The sequence below is a fragment of the Rhizobium sp. WW_1 genome (assembly GCF_003610155.1).
Lineage (GTDB): Bacteria > Pseudomonadota > Alphaproteobacteria > Rhizobiales > Rhizobiaceae > Rhizobium > Rhizobium tropici_A.
On record NZ_RAIN01000006.1, the window covers coordinates 150781 to 174553 of the forward strand.

21 protein-coding genes are annotated in these 23773 nt (G+C 59.4%); 11 read left to right on the forward strand and 10 right to left on the reverse strand.

The genetic code is table 11. From position 1 onward, the window contains the following. The first annotated feature begins 261 nt into the window (after positions 1–261). A complete protein-coding gene (locus tag BJ928_RS18790; RefSeq protein ID WP_047632128.1) occupies positions 262–2115 on the forward strand; it encodes an ABC transporter ATP-binding protein in 1854 nt (617 codons plus the stop codon). 163 nt (positions 2116–2278) lie between these two features. Here the strand turns inward: BJ928_RS18790 and BJ928_RS18795 are convergent, their stop codons facing one another. Continuing rightward, the gene (locus BJ928_RS18795; protein WP_047632127.1) at positions 2279–2890 is read right to left on the reverse strand and encodes a LysE family translocator; all 612 of its coding nucleotides are present in this window, start codon (positions 2888–2890) and stop codon (positions 2279–2281) included. A 361-nt stretch (positions 2891–3251) separates the two neighbouring features. Between BJ928_RS18795 and BJ928_RS18800 the strand changes: the two genes are divergently transcribed. Next, positions 3252–5114 (forward strand): ABC transporter ATP-binding protein, encoded by a 1863-nt coding sequence (locus BJ928_RS18800; protein WP_047632126.1) that lies wholly within the window; start codon positions 3252–3254, stop codon positions 5112–5114. A 35-nt stretch (positions 5115–5149) separates the two neighbouring features. On the opposite strand, the gene BJ928_RS18805 is transcribed toward BJ928_RS18800, so the two are convergent. Continuing rightward, the gene (locus tag BJ928_RS18805) at positions 5150–6097 is read right to left on the reverse strand and encodes an endonuclease/exonuclease/phosphatase family protein (protein ID WP_047632125.1); all 948 of its coding nucleotides are present in this window, start codon (positions 6095–6097) and stop codon (positions 5150–5152) included. Positions 6098–6566: 469 nt separating this feature from the next. Between BJ928_RS18805 and petA the strand changes: the two genes are divergently transcribed. From petA to BJ928_RS18825, 4 genes are all read left to right on the forward strand, one after another. After that, positions 6567–7145: a ubiquinol-cytochrome c reductase iron-sulfur subunit gene (petA, locus tag BJ928_RS18810; RefSeq protein WP_047632124.1), complete on the forward strand. Its 579-nt coding sequence runs from the start codon at positions 6567–6569 to the stop codon at positions 7143–7145. 14 nt (positions 7146–7159) lie between these two features. Continuing rightward, entirely contained in the window at positions 7160–8434 is a 1275-nt protein-coding gene (locus BJ928_RS18815; protein WP_047632123.1) for a cytochrome b N-terminal domain-containing protein, read from the forward strand. Between the two features lie 22 nt (positions 8435–8456). Beyond that, positions 8457–9323, forward strand: coding sequence for a cytochrome c1 (locus tag BJ928_RS18820; RefSeq protein WP_047632122.1), 867 nt, complete (start codon positions 8457–8459; stop codon positions 9321–9323). Between the two features lie 116 nt (positions 9324–9439). Further along, on the forward strand, positions 9440–9982 hold the full coding sequence (locus BJ928_RS18825) for an adenine phosphoribosyltransferase (protein ID WP_047632121.1): 543 nt from the start codon (positions 9440–9442) through the stop codon (positions 9980–9982). A 45-nt stretch (positions 9983–10027) separates the two neighbouring features. Here BJ928_RS18825 and BJ928_RS18830 read toward each other — a convergent pair whose 3' ends face one another. Then, the gene (locus BJ928_RS18830) at positions 10028–10495 is read right to left on the reverse strand and encodes a MaoC family dehydratase (RefSeq protein ID WP_047632120.1); all 468 of its coding nucleotides are present in this window, start codon (positions 10493–10495) and stop codon (positions 10028–10030) included. Further along, positions 10492–10956 (reverse strand): MaoC family dehydratase, encoded by a 465-nt coding sequence (locus tag BJ928_RS18835; protein ID WP_047632370.1) that lies wholly within the window; start codon positions 10954–10956, stop codon positions 10492–10494. The genes BJ928_RS18830 and BJ928_RS18835 overlap by 4 nt, the downstream gene beginning before the upstream one ends. 181 nt (positions 10957–11137) lie before the next feature. Here BJ928_RS18835 and BJ928_RS18840 point away from each other — a divergent pair, with 181 nt between their 5' ends. Continuing rightward, entirely contained in the window at positions 11138–12262 is a 1125-nt protein-coding gene (locus BJ928_RS18840) for a hypothetical protein (protein WP_047632119.1), read from the forward strand. Positions 12263–12283: 21 nt separating this feature from the next. Here BJ928_RS18840 and ychF read toward each other — a convergent pair whose 3' ends face one another. After that, the gene (gene ychF, locus BJ928_RS18845) at positions 12284–13387 is read right to left on the reverse strand and encodes a redox-regulated ATPase YchF (protein WP_047632118.1); all 1104 of its coding nucleotides are present in this window, start codon (positions 13385–13387) and stop codon (positions 12284–12286) included. Between the two features lie 228 nt (positions 13388–13615). On the opposite strand from ychF, the gene clpS reads away from it, so the two are divergent. Next, positions 13616–13927: an ATP-dependent Clp protease adapter ClpS gene (gene clpS / locus BJ928_RS18850; protein WP_047632368.1), complete on the forward strand. Its 312-nt coding sequence runs from the start codon at positions 13616–13618 to the stop codon at positions 13925–13927. 15 nt (positions 13928–13942) lie between these two features. On the opposite strand, the gene BJ928_RS18855 is transcribed toward clpS, so the two are convergent. The 5 genes from BJ928_RS18855 to BJ928_RS18875 all read right to left on the reverse strand — a co-directional run bounded on the left by BJ928_RS18855 (position 13943) and on the right by BJ928_RS18875 (position 19182). Next, positions 13943–14416 (reverse strand): GNAT family N-acetyltransferase, encoded by a 474-nt coding sequence (locus BJ928_RS18855; protein ID WP_047632117.1) that lies wholly within the window; start codon positions 14414–14416, stop codon positions 13943–13945. Position 14417: 1 nt separating this feature from the next. Then, positions 14418–15134: an aminoacyl-tRNA hydrolase gene (gene pth, locus BJ928_RS18860; RefSeq protein ID WP_047632366.1), complete on the reverse strand. Its 717-nt coding sequence runs from the start codon at positions 15132–15134 to the stop codon at positions 14418–14420. Between the two features lie 73 nt (positions 15135–15207). Further along, positions 15208–15939: a transporter substrate-binding domain-containing protein gene (locus tag BJ928_RS18865; protein WP_047632116.1), complete on the reverse strand. Its 732-nt coding sequence runs from the start codon at positions 15937–15939 to the stop codon at positions 15208–15210. Positions 15940–15953: 14 nt separating this feature from the next. Beyond that, positions 15954–18320, reverse strand: coding sequence for an EAL domain-containing protein (locus BJ928_RS18870; protein WP_047632115.1), 2367 nt, complete (start codon positions 18318–18320; stop codon positions 15954–15956). Between the two features lie 244 nt (positions 18321–18564). Then, entirely contained in the window at positions 18565–19182 is a 618-nt protein-coding gene (locus BJ928_RS18875) for a 50S ribosomal protein L25/general stress protein Ctc (protein ID WP_047632114.1), read from the reverse strand. A 301-nt stretch (positions 19183–19483) separates the two neighbouring features. On the opposite strand from BJ928_RS18875, the gene BJ928_RS18880 reads away from it, so the two are divergent. The 3 genes from BJ928_RS18880 (at position 19484) to BJ928_RS18890 (ending at position 23758) form a co-directional block, all read left to right on the forward strand. Beyond that, positions 19484–20926 (forward strand): hypothetical protein, encoded by a 1443-nt coding sequence (locus BJ928_RS18880; protein WP_047632113.1) that lies wholly within the window; start codon positions 19484–19486, stop codon positions 20924–20926. 110 nt (positions 20927–21036) lie between these two features. Beyond that, the gene (locus BJ928_RS18885; protein WP_047632112.1) at positions 21037–22497 is read left to right on the forward strand and encodes a hypothetical protein; all 1461 of its coding nucleotides are present in this window, start codon (positions 21037–21039) and stop codon (positions 22495–22497) included. A 25-nt stretch (positions 22498–22522) separates the two neighbouring features. Further along, a complete protein-coding gene (locus BJ928_RS18890) occupies positions 22523–23758 on the forward strand; it encodes an MFS transporter (RefSeq protein WP_047632111.1) in 1236 nt (411 codons plus the stop codon). Positions 23759–23773 lie beyond the last annotated feature (15 nt).

Here is a 23773-nt window from a genome sequence, read left to right on the forward strand (position 1 = left end):
AAAGTCGCGCTAAAAGACGGGCGCTCTACAACTTGCGAAAGAAGGAGGCTCAGATGGATATCTTGTTTGTGATGATGCGCCTCTGCGCCGTGAAGCCACGGATCTATTGAGCGCCTTCAAGGCGCGTATTCGCAAGTATCCCCTTCTTTAAGTCATTGCGCGGCCAACATGGCCTCGTCGTTTTACCGCCCGACCACCATATATGCGTGCGACCTTTAGGCGCAGTGGGTGGTCGAAGGGTCGAGTCTTTGGAGCATTTCAATGTTTGGCTGGTTCGAACGCCGACTGAATCCATTCCCGAGCGAGGTGCCGGATACTCCGCCGCGCGGCCTCTTCGCCTTCTGCTGGCACTATTCCAGGCCGGCTCTGCCATGGCTGATCGCCATGAGCGTCCTCACCATGTCGATCGCGATCGGCGAAGTCGCGCTGTTCCAGTTCCTCGGCGATATCGTCGACTGGCTGACACACGCGGATAAGGAAACCTTCCTGCAGACGGAATGGCACAAGCTGTTCTGGATGGGCGCGATGGTGCTGATCGGCTTGCCAGCCGCGGCGATCCTCGACAGCTTCATCATGCATCAGGTGCTGCTCGGCAACTATCCGATGATCGCGCGCTGGCAGATGCACCGCTTTCTGCTGCGCCACAGCATGACCTTCTTCGCCAACGAGTTTGCCGGCCGCGTCGCCACCAAAGTGATGCAGACCTCGCTTGCCGTGCGCGAAACGGTCATGAAGATCCTCGACGTCTTCGTCTACGTGTTCACGTACTTCCTGTCGATGATCCTGGTCATCGCGGCGGCCGACTGGCGGTTGATGATTCCGATCCTCGTCTGGCTCGGCGTCTATGTCGCGATCGTCGCCTATTTCGTGCCGGTGCTGCGCAAGATTGCGGCGCAGCAGGCCGATGCTCGTTCGACGATGACGGGCCGCGTGGTCGACAGCTACACCAATATCGCCACGGTGAAGCTGTTCTCGCATGCGGGCCGCGAGGAAAAATACGCCAAGGCCGGCATGGAGGAATTCCTCGATACCGTCCACAAGCAGATGCGCAAGGTGACGCTGTTCCACGCCTCGGTCTATTTCAACAACTGCGCGGCGCTGTTCATCGTTTCGGCCATGTCGATCTGGTTCTGGCTCAGCGGCTCGATCTCGGTCGGCTCCATTGCCATTGCCATCGGCCTTGCCATGCGCGTCAACGGCATGTCGCAGTGGGTGATGTGGGAAGTCTCGGCGCTCTTCGAAAACATCGGCACCGTCTATGACGGCATGGAGATGATGTCGAAGCCGCACGATATCGTCGACAAGCAGGCCGCCGCGCCGATCGTCGCCAAGCAGGGGGCGATCCGCTTTGACCACATTCGCTTTCACTATGGCAAGGCGAAGGGTGTCATGGAGGATCTGACCCTCGATATCCGGGCGGGCGAAAAGGTCGGCCTCGTCGGCCGCTCCGGCGCCGGCAAGACGACGCTGATGAACCTGCTGCTGCGCTTCTACGATCTGGAAAGCGGCCGCATCACCATCGACGGCCATGATATCGCCGGCGTCACGCAAGACAGCCTTCGCTCGATGATCGGCGTGGTGACGCAGGATACGTCACTATTGCACCGTTCGATCCGCGACAACATCGCCTATGGCCGTCCGGATGCGACGGACGAAGAGGTCATCCAGGCGGCCAAGCGCGCCAATGCCTGGGACTTTATCGAAGGGCTGGTCGACATGCATGGCCGCACCGGGCTCGATGCACAGGTTGGCGAGCGCGGCGTCAAGCTGTCGGGTGGCCAGCGCCAACGTATCGCGATCGCCCGCGTCTTCCTGAAGGACGCGCCGATCTTGGTGCTCGACGAGGCAACCTCGGCGCTCGATTCCGAAGTGGAAGCGGCGATCCAGGAGAACCTCTTCGCGCTGATGCACGGCAAGACGGTGATCGCGATCGCCCACCGCCTGTCGACGCTGACCGAGATGGACCGCCTCGTCGTTCTCGACAAGGGCCGGATCATCGAGATGGGCACCCATCAGGAACTGGCCCATGGTGGCGGCATCTATGCCGAGCTCTGGAGCCGCCAGTCCGGCGGTTTCCTCGCCGATCACGAGGAAGTCGAGACGGCGGCACAATAATGCGACTGACAACTGGGGCGCTGAGGCGCCCCAGTTGTTGTTTCCAGGCTCCTTCGGCCATGCCGTCTTCGCAAAACACGGGTCGAGCTGATCCGGAAGACGCCAAGGCGGCCATCTCCCAAAATTCAAAACGCGACAACGACGTGGAAGGCGACGATGCTCGCTAACGGCTCGCCAGAGCGAGCTGCACCGCGAGCAATCCGAATGCGGTTGCGAAGCTTCGTCGCATCCATGACTGAACGGTCGGATTTGAGACGATGTGGCGGCGCAGGTAGGCCGCGAACACACCGTAGGCTGTGAAAATAACAAAGGTGAGCGCCATGAATATCAGGCTGAGCTTCAGCATCAGCGCAATCGGGCTTGCCTGATCCGGCGTCACGAACTGCGGCAGGAAGGCGAAGAAGAAGATCGATAGTTTCGGATTGAGCAGGTTGATCAGGACTGCCGAGCCAATCACCTGTCGCGTGCTCTTGTCGGTCGGAGTTCCGTGAACGCGCAGAACACCTCGCTCCAGAAACATCGACCAGGCCATGTAAAGCAGATAGGCGACGCCGAGCCATTTGAGCGCCTGAAAGGCCACGGCGCTGGTGTGCAGGAGCGCGGCAAGGCCGCTTGTCGCGGCGAGCAAATGTGGGACGATGCCGAGCGTGCAGCCGAATGCGGCAATCATGCTCGCTCTTGCACCGCCCGATAATCCGGCAGCCAGCGTATAGATCGCTCCGGTGCCAGGGGATGCGACGATGATGAAGGTCGTTATCAGGAACTCCATGCTCATGCCTTGGCGTCCATGGAGAGGTGACACATTGGCGGCAAGGCTTGAGCCGTTACGCCCCTTTCGGACGGCGCTCGGCGCAAGATGTCCAGGCGGTCAGGTTGAGGTCTGATGTGTGTTGACGACGGATGCAGCGGATGCATCGCGTCGGCCTTGGCGGAAATAGCGGGCATGGATCTCACTCGGTGATGGCTTCGAGCAATATCGCGGCGTCGTCTTCTCCGGTCTTGAATGAAATTGCAGGTCGATCGTTAGCCCGCGTTCGTCTCTCAAATCATAAGGCACCGTATTCTAACGAAAATGTAACCATTGCCGGGGGCCGTCTTTACTTTCCGGTCCTGCTAAAATTCCCTATATCGCTTAGATGTTCATCCGTTTTGTGTTCCGTCTGTTCGAGACCTGGATTGATCCATACTATCGCAGCGGCGACCTACGGCCGCCACGGTCGCTTGGTGCCTTCATCTGGTATTATGTTGGGCAAGCGAAGGGGCCGTTCCTGGCGATGGCGGTGCTCGGCGGAGCGGTTGCCGTGCTGGAGGCGGCGCTTTTCTGGTTTGTCGGCCATCTGGTCGATATTCTCGACAAGGTGAAGCCGGGCGAGGGGTGGAGCGGGCTGCTGGCCGGCCACGGAGCAGCATTGCTCGGCATGGTCTTCGTCGTGCTTATCGTACGCTTCGTGGTGGTCAGCCTCGGTGCGCTGGTCGAGGAGCAGGTCGTCGTTCCCGGCTTCCTCAATCTCGTGCGCTGGCAGGCCTACCGGCATGTGGCGAGACAGTCGGTCGAATTCTTCCAGAATGATTTTTCCGGTCGCGTTGTCAGCAAGGTCTGGTCTGCGGGCCAGGCGACGGGTGATCTGGTCGTGTCGCTGCTGCAAGTGGTCTGGTTCATCATCATCTATGCTGCCTCGACCATTGCGCTCGTCGGTGGGCTCGACTGGCGGCTGGCACTGGTGATCGCGGTATGGATCGGCATCTTCTTGCTGCTCGCCCGCCACTTTGTTCCACGCATACGCGAGCATGCGCGCAATGCGGCGGAGGCATCCTCGATGCTGAACGGCCGCATGGTCGACGCCTATGCCAATATCCAGACGCTGAAGCTCTTCGGGCGGGAAGAGCAGAACGACCATTATATCCGCAATGGCTTCGACCGCTTCCAGGCGGCGGTCATACCGTTCACCCGGCTGTTGACCGGCGTGCGCTCGTCTCTGGCGCTGCTGTCCGGTGTCATGATCACGGCAATCGGCGCGCTGGCGGTGCATCTCTGGCTTTCAGGCGAGATTTCGACTGGCGGCGTCGCCTTCACGCTCAGCATGGTGCTGCGGCTGAACATGCTCTTCAGCCGCATGATGTCGCAATTCAACGCCATCATGCGCAATCTCGGCACGATCCAGAATTCGGCCGAAATGATCTCGGAACCAATCGGTCTGGTCGACCGGTCCGAAGCCAGTGATCTGACGATCATCGGCCCTGCGATACGTTTTGACGATGTCACCTTTCACTACGGACGCGGCGGCGGCATCATCGATAATTTCTCGCTCAATGTGCGCGCGGGAGAAAAGGTCGGCATCGTCGGCCGTTCGGGAGCGGGCAAGACGACGCTCGTCAATCTGCTGTTGCGCTTCTACGACCTCGAAGGTGGCCGTATCCTGGTTGATGGCCAGGATATCGCGGCCGTCAGACAGGAGTCGCTGCGCGGCGCGATCGGCATGGTGACGCAGGATACGGCGCTCCTTAACCGCTCCATTCGCGACAACATTCTCTTCGGTCGCCCTGACGCCACCGACGAGCAGATGGTGGAGGCGGCAAGACGGGCGGAGGCGGATCGTTTCATCACCGCTCTCGAGGATCAGAAGGGGCGCACGGCCTACTCCGCTCATGTCGGCGAACGCGGCGTCAAGCTTTCGGGCGGCCAGCGCCAGCGCATCGCGATCGCGCGCGCCATGCTGAAGGATGCGCCGATCCTGGTGCTCGATGAGGCGACCTCGGCACTGGATTCGGAGGCCGAGGCCGTGCTGCAGTCCAACCTCGATGCGCTGATGAACGGCAAGACCGTTCTTGCGATCGCGCATCGCCTCTCGACCATCGCCAAGCTCGACCGGCTTGTTGTCATCGACATGGGGAAGATCATCGAAGAGGGAACCCACGAGGAACTGATTGCCCGTGGCGGTCTCTATTCGGAGCTTTGGGCACGTCAATCCGGCGGGTTCATCGCTGCAGATGCCGATTGATCAGGTCCGGTCGTATCGGTTAAGGCGCGCCGGGATTACGGAGACCGCGGCACGCTGAACTCCGTCATCAGGCCAAAATGGTTGGAGCCCATCGCATCGCGGATCTGCTTTACTGAGATCAGCCGTAGCGGAGCGCGGGCGAAGACGTGATCGATGGTGATGCCATAGGCTCCAGCAGCAATCGGCCAGGTTGCCGGCTCTGGAAAGGCGTGACGCAGACCGGTCGTGGCGAGAAAATCGCGCATGTCGGGCGTGATGACCGAAGCGTTGAAGTCGCCGGCGAGAAGCAATGGTCCCTTCACGTCCTCGAGAGCTGCAGCGAGGAGACCAAGCTCGACCTGGTGGAACTCGTCAAAATAGGGTTTGCTCAGATGAACCGAGGCGAAATTCACGGGCTGGCCATCCATGTCGATGGTGGCCAGAATGAAGCGATTGTCCCAGAGGCTGCCGAGGCTGCGCATGAGCTGGGTCTGAAACGGTCTTTTTGACAGTATCAAGGAATCGCAATCAGTAGTCATCACGCCGCAGCCGATGCGGTAAGGATAGACTTTGAGGATGCGATCCATTTCCGAGAAAATCGGTCCCGCCTCGAAAATTTCGACGACGTCGGCTTTGGAGCCGACGATGAGGTCGGCGATGCGGGGGCCATTCTCAAAATTGCTATCCTCGATGTTGAAGGATAGCAGCCTGAAATGGCTGCCGCCCGCCTCCGCCGATGCGACGAGGGAGGAGGTGGAATATTCCTGCAGCATGAGGACCGAGTGAATGAGGAGCACGGCGCCGACCGCAGTCAGGAAGAGCGAATACCAATGGCGCTTGAAGAAGAATGCGATCAAGGCAAGGATGATCGCAAACAGGCTGATGTGGGTCTGCAGGCTCTCGAAAAAGGCCAGAAGCCAGGAATCGGCGACGTAGCGTGCCGCAAGAATACCCAAGGCCAGTGTGGCGAGAACGCATAGAACGCAATAAACCGTGTGTCTCATGGGAGGTTCTCGCGCTTCATTTTTCGATGTTTGCATGGCGCGTTGCCATGATTGCAATCCTCCACGGATCGTCTGGAAAATCCATTCGGTTTTAAGAGGTAACGGTTAAGACCTGCGGGTAAGGAAGCTGGCTTTGTAGTCATGATTTTTTGCAATGCAGCATTGAAATCATTGTCTATTTTGCCACGCAGCACGAAGAAGTACTTTATAAATTCTTTGTTTTTTCATGTGCTTAACTGTTCGGCTTGATGGCGGGCGCGTTTAAGCACCGGCCTTGCGACGCAATAGCGCAGTTTTGCCGCGACATTGTGCCCTTACCCCTTGCCAAGACTGGACATAATTTGCGATCAAGCTTAGAACGCAGCGGGTTACGGAGGAATCTATGGCGGAATTATGGTCGCGTTGATTCGCCGTTAGTGAGAGGGGTGCCGCGGTTTTGCCGTGGTTTGCGGGAAGAGGATGTGCAGCGTTGAGCGAGCATAGTACGACAAGTGAGTCCACCGGCGAGCCTACGCGCCGCGATTTCCTTTATTTGACGACAGGTATGGCCGGCGCCGTTGGTGCAGTCGCCGTCGCGTGGCCGTTTATCGACCAGATGCGACCGGATGCATCGACGCTCGCTCTTGCTTCAATCGAAGTCGATGTGTCGAGCCTTGAGCCTGGCATGTCGCTGACGGTGAAATGGCGCGGTAAACCCGTCTTCATCCGCAACCGCACGCAGAAAGAAATCGACGATGCCAAGGGCACGCAGCTTTCGGATCTGAAAGATCCGGTCGCTCGCAATGCCAACCTTCCGGCTGACGCGCAGGCGACGGATCTTGCCCGTTCGGCTGGCGACGGGAAGGAAAACTGGCTTATCATGATCGGCGTCTGCACCCATCTCGGCTGCATTCCGCTCGGTCAGGCAGGGGAATATGGCGGGTGGTTCTGTCCCTGCCATGGCTCGGTCTACGATACCGCCGGCCGCATACGCCATGGGCCCGCGCCGATGAATCTTGCGATTCCGCAATATGCGTTTACGTCGGAAAAGAAGATCAAGGTCGGTTGAGGGGGAGCTGAAACATGAGTGGTCATTCGTCTTACGAGCCATCGACAGGGCTCGAAAAATGGGTCGACGCGCGGCTTCCGCTGCCGCGCATGGTCTATGATAGTTTCATCGCCTATCCGGTCCCGCGCAATCTGAACTATGCCTATACGTTCGGTGCCATGTTGGCCGTCATGCTGCTTCTGCAGATCCTGACCGGCGTCGTCCTTGCCATGCACTACGCGCCGGATACCACCGTCGCCTTCAACTCGGTCGAAAAGATCGTCCGCGACGTCAATCATGGTTGGCTGTTGCGCTATATGCATGCCAACGGCGCATCCTTCTTCTTCGTTGCGGTTTATCTGCATATCGCCCGCGGTCTTTACTACGGCTCTTACAAGGCGCCGCGCGAAATCCTCTGGATTCTCGGCGTTATCATCTACCTGTTGATGATGGCGACCGCCTTCATGGGCTACGTTCTGCCCTGGGGCCAGATGTCCTTCTGGGGCGCGACCGTCATCACCGGCTTCTTCTCGGCCTTCCCATGGGTCGGCGACTGGATTCAGACTTTCCTGCTCGGCGGCTTCGCCGTGGACGATCCGACGCTCAATCGCTTCTTCTCGCTGCACTATCTGCTGCCGTTCATGATTGCCGGTGTCGTCATCCTGCACATCTGGGCGCTGCACGTGACCGGCCAGACGAACCCGACCGGCGTCGAAGTCAAGCTGAAGACCGATACCGTGCCGTTTACGCCCTACGCGACGCTGAAGGATGCGCTTGGCGTTTCCATCTTCCTGCTGGTCTTCGCGTATTTCGTCTTCTATCTGCCGAACTTCCTCGGCCACGCCGACAACTACATCCAGGCCAACCCGCTGAAGACTCCGGCTCACATCGTTCCGGAATGGTACTTCCTGCCATTCTACGCGATGCTGCGCTCGATCACCTTCAACATCGGCCCGATCGACTCCAAGCTTGGCGGCGTTCTGACGATGTTCGGCGCGATCATCGTGCTGTTCTTCCTGCCCTGGCTCGATACGTCGAAGATCCGTTCGGCCGTCTATCGTCCCTGGTACAAGCTGTTCTTCTGGCTGTTCATTGCCGACGCCGTCCTGCTCGGCTGGCTTGGTTCGCAGCCGGCAGAAGGCATCTACACCACGGCTGCCCAGTTCGCGACGCTGTTCTACTTCCTGTTCTTCCTCGTCATCATGCCGATCCTTGGCATCGTCGAGACACCGAAGCGCATTCCGAACTCGATTACGGAAGCGGTTCTTGAAAAGCAGGGCGGTAAAGTAGCCGCTCCGGTTCAAGCGTAACCGGCGATAGAGGACGAAAACGATGAAGAAACTTATTGTCGGCCTTCTATCCCTGACGCTCATCGGTGGTGCCGCAAGCGTTGCCGCCATCGCCGCGGAAACGAAGCCCGCCGCAGAAGCCGAGACGCCGCATTATCCGCTGAAGGAGCCGCGCGAACAGCATTGGACCTTCTCCGGCCCGTTCGGCTACTACGACAAGGCGCAGCTGCAGCGCGGTCTCAAGGTCTACACGGAAGTCTGTTCCGCCTGCCATTCGATGAAGCTGGTGGCTTACCGCACGCTGGGGGATCTCGGCTACACGGAAGCCCAGGTGAAGGCTTTTGCCGCCAACTACGAAGTGCAGGACGGCCCGAATCCTCAAGGTGAGATGTTCACCCGCAAGGCGCTTCCGTCCGATCATTTCAACTCGCCGTTCCCGAACGACGAGGCTGCCGCTGCGTCCAACAACGGCGCCGTGCCGCCCGATATGTCGCTGCTTGCCAAGGCACGCGAAATCGAGCGCGGCTTTCCGCAGTTCATCTTCGATATCTTCACGCAGTATCAGGAAGGTGGGCCGGACTACATCTACTCGCTGCTGACTGGCTATGAAGAGCCGCCGGCCGGCTTCGCCGTACCGCAGAATTCGCACTACAATCCGTATTTCGATGCGGCTGCGACCTTTGCGATGCCGAAACCGCTTTCGGACGGGCAGGTGACCTATGACGACGGTTCGCCGCAGACGGTGGACCAGTATGCGCGCGACGTGGCTGCCTTCCTGATGTGGACATCCGAGCCGCATCTGGAAGATCGCAAGCACCTCGGCTTCATGGTCATGGTGTTCCTGCTGATCTTCTCCACGCTGATCTATCTCACCAAGCGTTCCGTCTACGCCAAGGCCGGCGCCCACTGAGTATTGTCATGTTTCAACGAAAAGGCGGCCCGTCGAGGCCGCCTTTTTTGTTGGTATAGCGCGCCGGTCTTGATAGGGTGCGGCCGGCCCTATCATAGCCTGAGAGTACATATTTCATGAACACTATCGCTTCGGAACTCGCTGCCAGCATCCGTTCCATTCCGGACTATCCCAAGCCCGGTATCATCTTCCGCGACATCACGACGATGCTTGGCGATGCCAGGGCATTCCGTCGCGCCGTGGACGCGCTGGTGCAGCCCTATGCCGGCTCCAAGATCGACAAGGTCGCCGGCATGGAAGCGCGCGGCTTCATTATCGGCGGCGCGGTGGCGCATCAGCTGTCGTCCGGCTTCGTGCCGATCCGCAAGAAGGGCAAGCTGCCGCACGATATCGTCCGCATCGCCTACAGCCTGGAATATGGCGTCGACGAAATGGAAATGCATCGCGATGCGGTCAATCCGGGCGAAAAGGTCATTCTCGTGGACGACCTGATCGCGACCGGTGGCACAGCCGTCGGTGCCACGAAGCTTCTGCGCCAGATCGGCGCCGAAGTCGTTGCTGCCTGCTTCGTCATCGACCTGCCTGATCTTGGTGGCCGCAAGAAACTCGAAGAGCTCGATGTGCCGGTTCATACGCTGGTGGAATTCGCCGGTCACTGATCGGCCTGGAAGACTGGTGGGCCGTTACGAGCGGCTCGCCAGTTTCTATTCAAAGGCCAGCACGGTGCTTTCGAAGCGCAGGGCCGGGGCTCCATGCTGGTTCACCCCATCGCAGGCGAGCGTGTAGAGCGTCCAGCCGGGGCGTGAGGCCAAGGGACGGCTGCCGAGGATCGCGACGCCGTAGGTGATGGTGTCGCCGGCAAAGACCGGGCGCAGCCACTGCAAATTCTTGAAGCCGGGCGAAGGACCGAGATTGGGCGGCGTCTTGCCTTCCGCGATCAGCCGCGCCGTTTCGGACTTCCAAAAATCGACGAAGCTGCGCATCCACATGGAGCAGCTATGCCAGCCGGAGGCGCAGAGCCCGCCGAACAAGGAATGCTTGGCCGCCTCCGCATCCATATGGAAGATCTGCGGATCGAAACGCGAGGCAAAGCGGACGATGCCTTCGGGCGTAAAGGTGTGGCTGCCGATCTCGACACGTTCGCCGATCGTATAGACTTCGCTCATCTTCATGCCGAAACCTCCGCTCCGGCGCGCATGCGGATCATGGTGGAGTTCTCCCCGAGGCAGACGAGTTCGCCGCGCTGGTTCTCGACCTCATGACGGAACTTGACGATGCCGATGCCGGGGCGGGAGCGCATGGGGCGTGCCTCGACCACGATGGATCGCCCCGAAAGGGTGTCACCGGCCAGAACGGGCTTCTTCCACTCCATGAAATCGATGCCGGGAGCGCCCTGAGCATCGGCGGCGAGGATGTAGGAATCGCACATCATACGCATGAACACCGCCGAGGTATGCCAGCCGGAAGCGGCAAGGCCGCCGAGAATGCTGGCGCGGCCGGCTTCTTCGCTCAGATGCATCGGCTGCGGATCGAATTCGCTGGCGAATTCAATGATCTCCGCCGCTGTCATGTGTTTGGGGCCGAGTGGAAATTCCCGCCCCGGCTGGAAGTCTTCATAGACGAGTTTCGTCATCTCTTCTGTCGTCCTCCGCATCTCGTTCATCGGCAATCGCATGGCCCGTAGTGGTGGCGCAAGCATTTTCATGGTCTTGGCGGGCGACCGTGGGCGATCATCTATCGATGCCTGGCAGCCCTTGATTGTGCGGCGGCGATATGTTGAGGCTTGTTCGTTGCAAGACGGAACGAGAGCAGGAATGAGCGAACTCAAAATTGCACTGGATGAAGCAGCCGGTGAGGGGATTATTTCCTCCAGCCAGGCCGAACGATTGCTGCCCTATCTGGCGGGGAAGAATATCGGCGTGCTGCCGGCAGGGCGGGGTCTTTCGGCGTCGCGTTTTCCCGATGATCCTAACCCGCTGGAGGATACGGAAGCGCCGCGTTTCGTACGCGGCTTCCATGATGTGCTCATCACCATCGGCGTCATCGTGCTCCTCATCGGGCTATGGGGACTGGCGAACCGCTATGCGCCGGTGCTGGCAATCGTCGTGCTCGCTGAAATCCTGGTGCGCCGCCAGCGCCTTGCGCTTCCTGCCGTGGTCTTGACCGTCGCGCTCGTTGTCTGGGTTTTCTATACTGTCGTGAGCTATGTCAGCTCCACACCTGCGCTGAGCGATAATTTCACCATCGGCGCGATCGTCCTGGTGGCGCCATTTCCGCTGTCGCTCGCCTTGTTTTACTGGCGCTACCGCGTGCCGCTGTCGCTGGCCCTGTTCCTGTTTTCGCTGTTCGGCCTGTTTCTTGCCGCGGTCTTCTATGTCGCCGGTACGGTGACGGGGTCGTCGAATGTCCCGGCTGATTATCCCATCCAGACGATGATGATCTTGCTGGTGACGGCTCTCGGCAGCTTTGCATTGGCGATGCGCTACGATCTCAGCGATCCGCAGAGAGTGACGCGCCGCTCCGACGTGGCCTTCTGGCTGCATCTCGCAACGGCGCCGGCCCTGCTTTACTCGACGATCCTGTTGGCATTGCGCCTCGAGCTTGCCAGCAGCGGTATTGTCTTCACCAATCTGACCGACGCGCTCTTTGGAGGCTATCTGCAGGCGGTGACCGTGCTTGTGGCGGTTCTGGTGATGATGCTGATCGGCCTGATTATCGATCGGCGGGCTTTCGTGACCGCGGGTCTCGTCTCGCTGGGTCTCGCGACGGCGGCCATTCTCAGGCATAACGACGCCGGTCTCGACAAGGTCGGCTTCCTGGTGCTGATGATTGTCGGTCTGGTCGTGCTTGTGATCGGCATCGGTTGGACCGATCTGCGCCGCATCGTCGTGCGGCGCTTGCCTGCCAGCATGCAAGCGAGATTGCCGGCGCTCAGATAGGCGCCGGCAGCAAAGAGGCAATCAGGTGTTGAAGCGGAAGTGGATGACGTCGCCGTCCTGGACGACGTATTCCTTGCCTTCATCACGGGCCTTGCCTGCTTCCTTGGCGCCGACTTCGCCGTTGTAGGCGATATAGTCGTCATAGGCGATCGTGTTGGCGCGGATGAAGCCGCGCTCGAAATCCGAATGGATGACGCCGGCGGCCTGCGGCGCCTTCGTGCCCTGTTCGATCGTCCAGGCGCGCGTTTCCTTCGGACCTACGGTGAAGTAGGTGATGAGATGCAGCAGCTTGTAGCCGGCGCGGATCAGGCGGTCGAGGCCAGCTTCGTCGAGGCCGAGGGCGGAGAGGAATTCCGTCGCCTCTTCGTCCGGCAGCTGCGCCACTTCCGCCTCAATGGCGGCTGAGATGACGACGACTTCCGAGTTCTGCTCCTTGGCCATGGCGGCTACGGCTGCCGTGTACTCATTGCCGGTCACCGCATCGCCCTCGGCGACGTTGCAGACGTAGAGCACGGGATGCGAGGTCAAAAGGTTCAGGCTCTTGAGGATGCGGGTCTCTTCGGCATCGAGCTTCGACAGCAGCGTGCGGACCGGCTTGCCTTCCTGCAGCAATGCGAGCGACGCATCCATGATCGGCAGCATCGCCATGGATTCCTTGTCCTTGCTAGTCGCGCGCTTGCGCGTCTGCTCGGTGCGGCGCTCAAGGCTTTCGAGGTCGGCGAGCATCAGCTCGGTCTCGATCGTCTCGGCGTCGGCGACTGGGTTGATGCGGCCCTCGACGTGGGTGATGTCGCTGTCTTCGAAGCAGCGCAGCACATGCACGATGGCATCGACTTCGCGGATGTTGGCCAGGAACTGGTTGCCGAGTCCTTCGCCCTTCGACGCGCCGCGCACGAGGCCGGCGATGTCGACAAAGGAGATGCGCGTCGGGATCAGTTCCTTCGACTTGGCGATGTCGGCAAGCTTGCGCATGCGCGGATCGGGAACCGCGACTTCACCCGTGTTCGGCTCGATCGTGCAGAACGGATAGTTCGCCGCCTGCGCGGCCGCCGTCTTGGTCAGCGCGTTGAACAGAGTGGACTTGCCGACATTCGGCAGCCCGACGATACCGCATTTGAAACCCATGGCACCTTGTCCATATCTTGAAAATCTTTGCAGTGCGTATGGGGGAAGGGCCGTTGCGGGTCAAGTCTCGGGCAGGCAAAGAGCCATTTTTCTGCTGACAGAAGGCCTGTGAGCTGATGATGGCCACATTGTCTCCCTGACACGACCATCCTTGAAGGATGTGGTGCGCTGCACTATAATATTCCCATTAGCCCAAAACCCTTTCCCCTGTCGTCAACGGTGATGCCGATGAGTGACAATGATGTTGTCCTGAAACCAAAGACTAAAACCAAGCCGAAGGTCGAGAGGCCGAAGCTCTACAAGATCATTCTCGTGAACGACGATTATACACCACGGGAATTCGTTATCATGGTGCTCAAGGCCGTCTTCCGCATGAGCGAAGAGGCTGGCTATCGTGTCATGATGACGGCGCACAAGCTCGGAACTTGCGTGGTCATGGTCTGTGCACGCGATATTGCCGAGACGAAGGCCCAGGAAGCGATCGATCTTGCCAAGAGTGCAGGCTTTCCGCTGATGTTCACGACCGAACCCGAGGAATAGGAGCGGTCATAGCTGTCAGGCGGACCGGCGGATCTGGAAGCCGGTCTTGTCCTGGGTAAATCCGCAATTTGCGTAAAAGCGCAGTGTCGCTGGGTCCTTCGACCCGGTCAGCAGCATGACCTTGTAGCAGTTCCTTGCCCAGGCGCTGGCTACGGCCGTGCGGATGACCGCGCCGGCAAAACCTTGCCGGCGATAGCTGGCGTGTGTCACGACATTCTCGATCAACGCATAGGGCATGCCGCCACGCGTGAGATTGGGGATGACGATCAGCGTCACGGAGGAAATAGCCTTTGCGCCATCGAAGGCTGAGAAGATCGTCATGCCGGGATGAGCGAGGATATCAGCAAAGCGGCGTTCGGCGAGCTGCAGTTCCAGCATCGGATCTTTAGCATTGAGGTGCTGGTAGAGCGCAAGGAGCGTTGGCAGGTCGGCGATCGCGACCGGGCGTATGACGATGTCTGTGGCTGGGGCGACGGATGTGTTCGGCATTTCAATCGCCCTTCTTGCCGAACATCCTCTTCAGCATTTCCGCCATGGGGCCGCTTTCCGGAATCTTCGGCTGGCTGTGATTACGTGCCTGATGAATATGGGATTTGGCGGGCGCCTTCTTCTCCGGCTTCGGCGCGTCCTCTTCGGCCTTGCCGCCGAGGGCAAGCGCGATCTTGTTCATCAGCTGCGAATCCTCGCCGCGCACCAGCATATCGGCATTGTCGGCGAGCGCATCGAACAGCGGTTCCAGCCAGTCCCGATCCACCTTGGCGAAATCGCCGAGAACGTGATTGTGCACGAGCTCCTTTGCGCCGGGATGGCCGATGCCGAGACGCAGGCGGCGATATTCCTTGCCGCAATGGGCGTCGATGGACTTGATGCCGTTATGGCCGCCATGGCCGCCGCCGGTCTTCAGCCGTGCCTTCGCGGCTGGGAGGTCTAGTTCGTCATAGATGACGACGAGATCGGACGGCTGCAGCTTGTAGAAGCGCATGGCCTCGCCGACGGCTTCGCCCGAGAGGTTCATGAAGGTCTGGGGCTTGATGAGCAGCACCTTCTGTCCGCCGAGCTCGCCTTCGGCAATCTCCGCCTTGAACTTCTTCGACCAGGGCGAAAAGCTGTGGCGGCGATAGATCGCGTCCACGGCCATGAAGCCGATATTGTGGCGGTTGCCCTGATATTTGGCGCCGGGATTGCCGAGACCCGCGATGAGAAGCATGCGCTTCACCCCTTGGTAAATACCGATGCCCTTCACCACAGCGATTTGACGGCAAAGTCAAGGCGGGATGCGATCAGTCGCCGAGATGCAGGCCGTACTTCAGGAAAATCTGCTTCTGGGTTCCGTCGGCGATCAGTGCATTCAGCGCCGTCTGCATCCTGTTCAGAAGGTCGCGAGGGAAATCCTTCTGACAGGCGATCGCCATCGGCTGCTGGGAGAGAACGACGACCCTCTCGACGGCATTGCCTTCCGCCTTCAGCTTGTCGAAGTAGAATTCCGAGATTGGCATCAGATCGATGCGATCGCTCATCAGCTTCTTCAGGCTTGCCTTGAAGTCGCTGCCGACATCGATGCGCGGGAAGCCGTTCCGGCGCAGGATGGTTTCCGTATAGTCGTCCCGCCAGGTTCCGACCACATATTTCCTGGCTTCACCGATGGTCGTTGCGGTCACCTTAGAGCCGCTATGCTTGATGAGAATGCTGCGATCGATCAGCAATGGCTGCACCCATTGGAACAACTGATCGCGCTCTTCATTGTGTGCCGTGGCGAAGGCGCAGGTCATGGGATCCGACAGGGCCTGGCCATAGGCTCGAGCCCAGGGCATGCTGGTGATCGTATAATCGACCCCGATATCGGCCATGACCTTCCGCACCTGATCCGTGATTGCACCGACGGGTGTCTTGCCGTCGCGGTAATTGAAGGGCGGATATTCTTCCGTGGTGAAGTGAACGGTTTCGGCGCGCGCCGGGGAGAGAAAGGATAGCGAAAACAGGCTGGTTGCAATCATGAGCAGCGGTTTTCGCATCCGGTTCCTCATCGCTATGATGCTTGCGCTATGGGGGAAGGGTGATCTTGCTGCAGGCCCGCCAGCATCTTCACCAAATTGTCCGGGTGCAGCGGTCGATAGAAGAGATAGCCCTGGCCATAGTCGATGCCCATCGTGCGCAGGGTTGCGCATTCCTCTTCGGTCTCAACGCCTTCCGCAATCACCGTGCAGCTCATCTTGTGCGACAACGTCGTGATGCTTTCGACCAGCATTCGGCTCTTGGCGCTGACATCGGAGGCGGTGTCGTTGATCGCGCGGATGAAGGACTGGTCGATCTTGATGATGTCGACCGGGAAGCGGTTGATGTAGCTCAGCGATGAATAGCCGGTGCCGAAATCGTCGAGCGCAATGCGGCAGCCGTAGCGGCAGATCTCGTTGATGACCATCCGGGTTTCCGGGTTGTCGTCCATCAGCACGGCTTCGGTGATTTCGACGACGATGCGCCGGGCGGCAATTTCATGGCGCGACAGCAGGGCCGCAATGCGCAGCGGAAGTTCCGGTTCGAATTGCAATGGCGAGAAGTTGATGGCGAGATAGGAGTCCTGCAGGCCCTCGATCTGCGAGAGACGCGCAAAGTTGGCGATCGCCTTTTCCATGATGCGATTGCCTATACGGATGATTGAACCGGTCTCTTCGGCGACCTCGATGATGCGGCCAGGGGGCAGGATGCCTTTCTGCGGGTGATGCAGGCGCATCAGCGCCTCGAAGCCGGCGATCGAGCGGTCATCTATATTCACGACGGGCTGCAGATAGGCCTCGAACCAGTCCTCGTTGAGACCGGCTTCGATATGGCTTTCCAGTTCGGCGCGCCGGCGAGAGTCGTCCAGCATGCCGTTGTCGAAGATCTGCGCGCCGTTCTTGCCGTCACGCTTCTTGGCATACATGGCGATATCGGACTTCAGCAGCAGTTCGGCGGCGTTGATGGCATGGCGCGGGTAGATGGCGATGCCGATGCTGGCGCTCAATCGCGCATCGCCGACGAAAGGCGCTTCGAAGATTTCGGCGATACGGCTTGCCATGTCCATGGCTCTCGTCTCGGCATCCTCTGCCAGCACCAGGAGCGCGAATTCGTCGCCGCCGAGGCGGGCAGCAATGTCGCCCGGCTTCAGGCATGTCTGCAGGCGCGATACCAGTTCCTGCAAGGCCGTATCGCCGGCGGCATGGCCCATATTGTCGTTGATCCACTTGAAGCGATCGAGATCGATGAAGAGGCAGGCGAGCTCGCGCTTGCGCAGATCGGCCTCATTGATCTTGGCGTCCAGCGCGGTCTCGAAGCCCTGGCGATTGAGCAGGCCGGTCAGGTGATCGGTGATGGCCTGCCGCAGGTTCCGGTCTTCGGACTGCTTGAGTTCGGTGACATCAGTCATGACCGAAAGCGTGAGACCGTCCTGTATCGCCGTGGTCTCGAGAATGAGTACGTCCATGATCCGGCGATCGCGGCACAGAAACTTCACGGTGACGGCAAGACGGCCGGCGCTGTCGGGATTGCTGCGTTTGCGTTCGACATATTGCGTTCGCGATTCCGGCAGGACGAGGCTTACGAACTCCCGGCCGATCACCTCACCGCGATCGTAACCGGTGGCGGCGAGCCAATAGTCGCTGACGGCGGCGATGCGGTCCTCTTTGTCGAGGGAAAAGAGCATGGCGGGCGTCAGATTGTAGGTATCGGTCGCGCGGCGGTGGGCGAGTTTCAGCTCGTTTTCCTCGCGCTGCAGCTTGCTCTGCATGTCGTTGAAGCTGCTGGCAAGCCGGCCCATCTCGTCATTCGACTGCCAGTCGACGTGATGGCGCGAGCCGAGCCGGCGTGTGGCCTCGATGGCGTGCGTGAGACGCATCAGCGGCTGGATGACAAAAATGCGGTTGCCGATCAGCGCTGCGCCGAAGACGGTGAGCACGGCGAAGATGAAGATGGAGATGAAGACGATTTCTTCGTTCTTCAGGCCGTCGAAGAGGCCGAGCTGCGGATAATAGACCGTGATATTGCCGAGCTTCTTGGCACCATCGACGCCATTATAGACGATCGGCCTGGAGATGGACTCCAGAACGCCCTTGTAGGATTTCGGGATGGTCGATTGCGTGACGTCGAGCTGGCCGGAAAGATCGCGGACGTTCACCCGGACGATCGCACCCTCGGCAACCGTCGTCGCGCTGATCTGGGTAACGCTGTCTTCGTCCAGGTCCCAGAGCGGTTTGGCAAGTGCCTGGGCATTGGCGACGAGCAGAACGGTAATATGATCCTTGATTTCCTTTTCGGCGCGTTCGGACGACAAAAAGAGGAAAAGGACGAAGAGCGGCGCTACGAAAACCAGTAGCGCACCGCAAACGATCGCGAAAAACCTGTTTTCGACCGAATGGCTCATAGTTCCGTTAGCTCCCCAGCCATAGACCAGCGGATCTTGGGGGCGCCGCTTTCTACAACTCTTTCGCGCAGATTTTCATGAATCCGTTAAATGTTGCTGAAATTCTGGGGTTAATGGAAATCAACTATAGTATAGATTTCAAGACTTTTTTATTTTTACTTTCTCTAATATTTGTTTTCGGGCATGAAAAAACCCGCCAACCCCGAAGGGGAGGCGGGTTACAATGCTCAGTTGAAGATGTCGATCAGGCGCTGGCTTCTTCGCCGCCTTCTGCTTCGTCTTCAGTAAGGCCGGCAGCCGGGGCAACGATCGTTGCGATCGTGAAGTCACGGTCGGCGATGACCGGGGTCACGTTCTTCGGCAGCTTGACGGCCGAGATGTGGATGCTGTCGCCGCTCTTCAGGCCGCTGAGGTCAACCGTGAAGAATTCCGGGATCGCATCGGCCGGGCAATGGACTTCGACTTCGTGGCGAACGATGTTCAGCACGCCGCCAGCCTTGAGGCCCGGGGACTTCTCGTGGTTTTCGAAGTGAACCGGGATTTCGACGGTGACTTCGGTGTTGCCGGTAACGCGCAGGAAGTCGACGTGAACCGTGAAGTCACGGACCGGATCGAGCTGATAGTCCTTCGGCAGAACCTTGATCTTCTTGCCGTCGACGTCGATCGTTGCGATCGTCGTCAGGAAGCCGCCGGCGTGGATGCGCTTCGTCACCTCATTGGTGTTGAGAGCGATGGAAATGGGGGCCTGCTTGTCACCATAGATGACAGCGGGGATCAGACCATTGCGGCGAAGTTCACGGGCGGACCCCTTACCAACCCGTTCGCGCGCCTCGGCCTTGAGCTCGTAGCTTTCGTGGCTCATAGCTATTCCTTTCGAGGTTATTTGGAGAGTTCGTCCGATTGGTCATGTGCCGCATCGGCTGAACTGGAGGAGGGCGTGCCCTGCCTCATCCGCGTTGCCTCCAAGGGTGTCTACGCGGACGCGTGGCGTATAATACAAAGCGACGAAAGGTGCAAGCGCCTGCGGAACGCGAAGCCTTGTGGTGCCCGTGCAACGGCTGCGAACAAGCCTGCGATGCCATTTGTATCAACGACTTGACATATACCCTCGGGGCCATCAACAGTCGACTCCGATCGATTGGGATCAGAAGGAGAGGTCGGGCATGCGTTCCAGGGCAATCGCCGCCGCGGTTTTTTCCATAGGTCTTGCCGGCGCGACACACGCGGCCGACGTCAGTGAGCAAGGCGCCAAGGACCTCCGCAATGTCCTCACCCATTCGCTTTCACAGGACCTTGCCCGCAGCGATTTCGTCACCGTCAAACCGGCCGGCGACCAATATGAGATCACCTACGATCTTTCGAAATTCTTCGACAAGATCAATTCAAGCGTGTTTTCGGTCACGGGTTTCAAGCCGCTTACCCTCTTCGCGCAACCGGTCGAACAGGGGAAATGGCATCTGACCGGCGACAATAGTCTCGATATCGCGCTGCATTCGCCGACCTCGGACATCGCCTATTCGATCGCGTCAAGCTCTTTCGACGGCATTTTCGATCCGACGATCGAGATGATGCGGTCGATGGGTATCAAGAGCAGCGGCGTGAAATTCTCGAGCGCTGGCAGCGGCCCGAAGAGCGGGCGCAAGATCGAGGCCACCATCGACAGCGCCTCCTTCGCCCATACGGTTACCGACAGCAGCGAAGCCGGGAAGGCGGATCTGCAATTGCAGGGCACGCTTCAACGCCTGAGTGAGAAGATCACCGTGCGGCCGGATGCCGCGCCCATCACCTTCAGTGCCGATAGCGTCGCGACCAATGTCACCGCCACGAGCCTACCGGTGAAGGATCTGCGCGCGCTCATCCGTTTCTTCGTCCAACACGTCAAGGCCAAGCAGCTTTCGGAAAGCGGCAGCGAGAAGTTCGAGCAACTGGTACACCGCGCTCTGCCCGTCTTCGGCTCGCTCGGCAAGACCGTCACCATAAACAATGCGCTGGTGGCGACCGAGAAGGGCAAGGTCGGCGTCAAGCGCATCGACTACAGTTTCAAGATGGATGGTCTAACCAAGGCGTCCAACGTCAATCTGGAGCTTAGGGCCGAGCAGTTCACGCCGGATGCGGGCCTCGTGCCGGCGGCCTATGTGCCTTTCCTGCCGGCCGCGTTGGATGTTCAACTCGGTGTACCCAACATCAATTTTGCCGGCCTCATCGACACCGCGCTCGATTCCATTGCCGCACGGGCGACGCCGGTTTCCGGCGAAACCTTGAAGCGCACGATGTTTCCCAGTGGTTACGGAACGCTGGAGTTTCCGAAGATCAGCGCAAAGTCTGACGTCTACGACATAGAGGTGTCCGGCGAGCTGAAGGGCTCGACCACGCCGCATTCCGGTTTCTCGTTGCAAGCGACGATCCTGGCGCGCGATTTCGACAAGACGGTTGCCGCCATTCAGGAGGCGGCCAAGACGGAGCCCCGCCTGAACAATGTCTCCTTCAGCCTTCTGGCCGCCAAGGGGTTTGCGAAGACCGATCCGGACGGCCGCCTGCGCTGGGACGTCACCATGGATGAGGACCGCACGGTGACGGTCAACGGCCAGGTGATGAAGAAGCCTTGAAGTTTGAGGGTAAGCCCATGTATCAGGGCGATCATAAAGTTCCATGCGAAAGGCCGGTCGGCCCTTTTCGGATTTTCACGTTTCTTTTCCATAATATTTGGGGGTGACTTATGCGTTTCAAAACGATTGCCGCAGCGGCTGTCGTCGCTGCAGGCGTTGTCGGCGGTGCGCAGGCGGCTGACGTCAGCGAGCAGGGTGCAAAGGATCTTTACGGCAACCTGACCTATTTCCTGCCCGACGATATAACAAAGAGCGGTGCGATTTCGGTCAAGCCGGTCAGTGCGCACTACGAGGTCGCTTATGACCTGCAGAAGTTTTTCGACAAGCTGAATGTGACCGGGTTCGACATCAGCGGCCTCAAGCCATTGATGATGCTGGCGACGCCGCTCGATAGCGGTCTCTGGAATATCGAAGGCAACAATGCCTTTGACGTGACGGCGCGTTCGAAGCCCGGCAGCGGCGCGAACAGCGAATTTCGCTACGCCTTGGCGTCATCGACCTTCAAGGGCGTTTTCGATCCGGCGCTTCACTACCTGCGTTCGATGGAGATGAAGGGCAACGGCATCACCTTCACGACAAAGACCGCCGACGAAAACAACAGCGTTCAGAAGAACGACGCAACGGCCGACAGCATCGCCTATACGCTATCGTCGGCGGACAGTGGCGAGCCGGGCAGGCTCGACATCAAGATGAACGGTAGCCTGCAGTCGTTCTACGACAAGGTTTCGACGGACGACGCCACGATTGCCGAAATCAAGGTCGCGGCGGTCGATTTCAACGTGGGGGCGACGAAACTGCCGTTGAAGGCGGCCAACTCCCTGCTGCAGTTCATCTCGGAGCACAAGGACGAGAAGACCCTTTCGGATGCTGACAGCCAGGCGGTCAAGGCCTTGTTGATGGATGCCATGCCGATCATTGGCTCCTTTGACGAGTCGATTGCCGCAAAGGACATTGCGGTCACGACGCCCTTCGGTAATGGCGACCTGCAGAAGCTGGGTTATTTCTTCAAGATGGCGGGGCCGGCCAATGCCATGAATGCCGATTTCGGGCTGAATGCCGAAAAGCTTGCCCTTGAAACGGGCCTGGTGCCTGAGGACTATATCGCCTTCATTCCGGATGCGGCCGATATCCAGGTACAGGTGCCGAACCTGAATTTCTCCGCTGTGGCGGATATTTTCCAGCAGGCGGATTTCAAAAACCCTGAGAGCGACACTGCCCTGGACGAAAAACTGCAGAAGGCAATGTTCCCTGATGGGACGGTGACCATCAACTTTCCCAAAATCAGCGCCGTCTCGGGTCTCTATGATGTCGAGGCTTCCGGCAGCATGCGCGGCTGGCTGACCGAGAAAGACCGCGTCGCCATGAAGATGACGGTTTTCGCGCGCGATCTCGACAAGACGATCGCGGCTATCCAGGAGGCTGCAAAGACAAAGGCCGATCTCGCTCAGGTGTCTTTCGGCCTGATGATGGCGAAGGGCTTTGCCAAGACGGATACGGATGGACGCTCGCGTTGGGACATCGATCTTTCCGACGACGGTCGCGTGACGGTCAACGGTCAGGTCATGAAGTAATCCGCTCCGAAGCCAGAATGCGATCATGTTTGTCCTGAAGCCGCTGAGCCAGCGCTCGATCTCTCTCCTATGGACCGGCCAGGTGCTGGCGGCTACAGGCTCCGAATTCTACATGGTCGCTGTCGTCTGGATCGCGGCGGATTTCATTGGCCGCGATGCCGGATATGTGTCGGCGCTGCAATCGGGGGCGCTGCTGTTCGGCAGTCTGTTCGGCGGCATCATCACGGATCGCTGGCGGCATAGCGTGACGATGATCATGGCCGACCTGTTGCGTGCGGCCCTGCTGCTGACGCTGTCGCTGGCGGGGCTTCTCCATCTGATGAGCCTGCCGCTCTTGATCGTGCTTGCCGGAAGCATTGCGTTGCTCACATCGACATTCGATCCCTCGCTGCAGGCGACCCTGCCGACGATTGCCGTCGATCCCGAGGTCCGGCATGCGACCAACGGCCTGTTCGATGCCACCCGCCGCATGGCGCGTATTCTCGGGCCGAGCCTGATCGCGCTCGTGAACGGGCTCCTGCCGAAATCTCAGTTCTTCACAGTGACTGCGGTCACGTTCATGCTCTCCGCGCTTGCCGTCTGGTTGGCGGTGGCAAAACTTCCCATGGCGCCGAGACGCCGCGATTTCTCCGGTATGGCGGCGGTCGTGGACGGCATTCTTGGCGGATGGCGCGCCGCACGGGGTCATGCGGCCATCCTCTACGGCTTGTTTACCAATCTGATGGGAAACGTCGCCTGGGCGATGGGAATTCTGCTTGGCATGATCCTGCATCTGCGCGAAACCAGCGCAGACCCGCTCACCGACTACAGTCTGATGATGACGGCCTACGGCGTCGGCAACCTGACGACCAATCTGATCCTCAGCAGCGTCAAGCCACGCCGGCCGGTGGTCTGGATCATTGCGGCGAAGCTCATTTTCGGATCGGGGGTTTTCCTGCTGCCGCTGATGCATGACCGGCTGTCGCTGATGGCCGTCGCCTGTTTTGCCGCGATCAACGGACCCTTCGAGAACCTTGCCATGCTGCATCTGATGCAGACACGCGCCGAGCCGCATCGTCTCGCACAGGTCTACCGTCTATTGATGTGTGCAATCTTTACCGGCCTGCTTGTGGCCTATCTGATGTCGCCGACGCTGTTTGCATGGTTCGGCATCGGACCTTCGATCATGGGATCGGGAGCGGCGGTTTTCGTTTCGGGGCTGCTCGGAATCGGCCTGCTGGCATGGAAACAGGCGCGTCCCGCGGGAGCCAAAGCCACCTGACAGCGGGTGCAAGCC